The 2889-nt window shown below is 67.8% G+C and carries 4 protein-coding genes and 1 pseudogene; all 5 read left to right on the top strand.

Annotated elements, in window-relative coordinates; translation table 11 throughout:
- The coding region (locus ACLQ6X_RS16090) for a flagellar hook-length control protein FliK (RefSeq protein ID WP_411701156.1) at positions 1-586 on the top strand (586 nt) is incomplete at its 5' end.
- A 12-nt stretch (positions 587-598) separates the two neighbouring features.
- Positions 599-1051, top strand: a complete 453-nt coding sequence (locus ACLQ6X_RS16085) for a flagellar hook assembly protein FlgD (protein ID WP_411701155.1) — start codon at positions 599-601, stop codon at positions 1049-1051.
- Positions 1052-1086: 35 nt separating this feature from the next.
- The gene (locus ACLQ6X_RS16080; RefSeq protein WP_411701154.1) at positions 1087-2274 is read left to right on the top strand and encodes a flagellar hook protein FlgE; all 1188 of its coding nucleotides are present in this window, start codon (positions 1087-1089) and stop codon (positions 2272-2274) included.
- A 113-nt stretch (positions 2275-2387) separates the two neighbouring features.
- On the top strand, positions 2388-2705 hold the full coding sequence (locus ACLQ6X_RS16075; protein ID WP_411701153.1) for a flagellar FlbD family protein: 318 nt from the start codon (positions 2388-2390) through the stop codon (positions 2703-2705).
- Between the two features lie 2 nt (positions 2706-2707).
- Positions 2708-2889 (top strand): annotated as a pseudogene (locus ACLQ6X_RS16070) (motility protein A); the annotation flags it as partial.

The raw sequence follows: 2889 nt of genomic DNA, 5'->3' as shown, positions 1-2889 counted from the left end.
CGCCGACGCAGCGCCGGTCGCAACCTCGGCCGCAGCGTCGACCGCCGATACCGCCGTCGACGCGGTCGTGCAGCCGAAGGACGCGCCGGCACCCGTAGTCGTCGCCGTCACCCCCGCCGCATCGGCCCCCGTCGCAGTGACGGGCGCCGCGGCATCCGCCCCGCCTGTCGCACAGCCAGCACCACTCGCCGCACAGGTGGCCGTACCCGTCTTCACCCTCGCGGCCGCGGGCAACGGCGAGCACGTTATGACGATCGACATCGTTCCCGAGAACCTCGGGCCGATCACCGTGCGCGCCCACGTGGGAACCGAGGGCGTGCGCGTCGAACTCTTCGCGCCGAATGATCTCGCACGTGAGGCGCTGCGGGCGATCCTGCCCGACATCCGCAAGGACATGGGCGGCGCAGGCCTCGGCGGCACGCTCGACCTATCGAGCCAGAACCAGCCGACCGACCGCGGCGACGGCGGCCAGCAGCGCCGCCAGCAGCAGGGCGACACACCGGGCGCCCTCGAGCAGCAGCAGCAGGCGGCGGCCCGACCGTGGCTGCTCACCGACCCGTCAACGACCATCGACGTGATGGCCTAAGGAGCACGACCCATGAGTATCGACGCCATCACAGGAACCGTCTCGGCGCAGGCCGCCGCGGCAGCCGCAGCCGCGCAGGCCGCTGCCCCGAAGCAGGCCATGGACTCCGAGGTGTTCATGCACCTGCTCGTGACGCAGCTGCAGAACCAAGACCCGTCGTCGCCGATGGACACCAACGAGATGCTCTCCCAGACCACGCAGCTGGCGATGATGGAGAAAATGACGGAGCTCACCACCACGAGCACCGAGAACTTCTCGCTGCAGATGCGGATCGCAGCCTCCGCGATCGTCGGGCAGACCGTCTCCTACCTCGGCCCCGACGGCAAGACCGTCTCCGGAGTGGCCGACAGCGTGTCGTTCAAGAACGCCGTTCCCACCGTGAGTGTCGGCGGCAAGGACATCGCCCTCGACCTCCTCGCCGGAATCGGGAAACTCCCCGTGACCGTGCCGCCCGCAACCTCCTAACCTCTTCAGCTCTCCACCAACCGAAAGGCTCACCCATGCTTCGCTCTCTCTACGCAGGTATCTCTGGTCTTCGCTCGCACCAGACCATGCTCGACGTCACCGGCAACAACATCGCCAACGTCAACACCACCGCCTTCAAGTCGTCGTCGACGCAGTTCCAGGACACGCTCTCGCAGCTCACGACCGGTGCGGCGGGCCCCCAGGATGGCGTCGGCGGAACCAACCCGGCCCAGGTCGGCCTCGGCGTGCTCGTCGCCGGCATCTCGACCAACTTCGCGCAGGGTTCGACGCAGGCCACCGGTCGCGCCGCGAACCTGATGATCTCCGGCGACGGCTTCTTCGTCACCCGCCTCGGCAACCAGACGTCGTACACCCGCGCCGGTGACTTCGACTTCGACGCCGAGGGCCGTCTGGTCAGCCCCGACGGCTCGCTCGTGCAGGGTTGGGGCGCCGTCGACGGCGTCGTCACCGACGGCGGTCTCATCGGCGACATCCAGCTTCCGCTGAACGCGATCTCCCCCGGCGAGGTCACCACGGCGGCCACCGTCGGCGGCAACGTGCCCTCCGACGCCGCGGTCGGCACCGTGCTCGTCCGCGACGTCGAGGTCTTCGACGCGACGGGCGCCTCGCGCAGCATGGCCATTACGTTCACCAAGTCGGCGGCGGGCTGGGATGCCACGGCCTCCGACCCGAACAACCCGGCGGGACCCGCGACCGGCGCCAAGGCGCTCACCTTCGCCAACGGGGTGCAGACCTCGGCGGCCGGCCCGCTCGTCGTGGGCGGCATCTCGGTCGATCTCAGCAAGGTGAGCGGCTTCGCCGCGCTCACCACAGTCGCGGTCACCGACAAGAACGGCCTCGACGCCGGAACGCTCGAGGCGTACACCCTGTCGAAGGACGGCACGCTCATCGGATCGTTCAGCAACGGCGCCTCGCAGGCGCTCGGCCGTGTTGTGCTCGCGACCTTCGCGAACCCGGGCGGACTCGAGAAGGCCGGATCGTCGTCGTACCGTGCGACGTTCAACTCGGGCGAGGCCACGGTGGGCGCTCCCGGCTCGGCCGGCTACGGTTCGCTCACGAGCGGCGCGCTCGAGATGTCGAACGTCGACCTCTCGCAGGAGTTCACCAACCTGATCGTCGCGCAGCGCGGATTCCAGGCGAACGCCCGAATCATCACCACCTCCGACGAGGTTCTGCAGGAGCTCACGAACCTCAAGCGCTAGCCGCTTCGCTTCAGCCGACTATCGGCCGTCGTTTGCCTAACACCGGGTAGACGGCGGCCGATAGTGCTCTATAAGCGACCCAGGAAGGGTCGCCTCTACTGGGGATGGATTCCATGATCGTTGTCACGCGGCTTAATAACAGCCAGTTTGCGATCAATCCCGACCTCATCGAACGCATCCACTCGAATCCCGACACCACCCTCGTGATGGTCGACGGGGCGAAGTACATCGTCACCGAGTCGATGGATCTGGTGATCGACAAGATCGCCTCCTACCGAGCGCGCGTCATCGCTCTCACCCACGAGCTTTCGCAGTCCGGCCAGCCGGCCGGCGTGCGGGCTCTCGGTCTGGTCAGCTCTCTCGACCCGGCCGGCCACCCTATCCGCGACGAGGCCGACGGCGTCACCTCGATGGGCCCGAGAAAGCTGTAGTCATGGATCCCGCAACCATAATCGGGCTGCTCATAGCCTTCGGCTCGCTCTTCGCGATGATCACCCTCGAGGGCGCGAACGTGTCGTCCGTGCTCTTGCCGGCCCCGATCATCCTCGTCTTCGGCGCGACCATCGCGGTCGGCATCGCCGGCGGAACCATCAAAGACGCCATCTCGGCCTTCAA

Origin of the sequence: Conyzicola sp., assembly GCF_046714715.1 — a bacterium.
In the GTDB taxonomy this organism is placed as follows: domain Bacteria; phylum Actinomycetota; class Actinomycetes; order Actinomycetales; family Microbacteriaceae; genus Conyzicola.
Note: the sequence above shows the minus strand (reverse complement) of the source record. Positions and strands in the feature narration are given on the sequence as shown.

Excerpts from the sequence above, each read along its gene's own strand:
- ACLQ6X_RS16080 (WP_411701154.1), top strand. The coding sequence starts at position 1,087 with ATGCTTCGCTCTCTCTACGCAGGTATCTCTGGTCTTCGCTCGCACCAG.
- ACLQ6X_RS16075 (WP_411701153.1), top strand. The coding sequence starts at position 2,388 with ATGATCGTTGTCACGCGGCTTAATAACAGCCAGTTTGCGATCAATCCC.
- ACLQ6X_RS16085 (WP_411701155.1), top strand. The coding sequence starts at position 599 with ATGAGTATCGACGCCATCACAGGAACCGTCTCGGCGCAGGCCGCCGCG.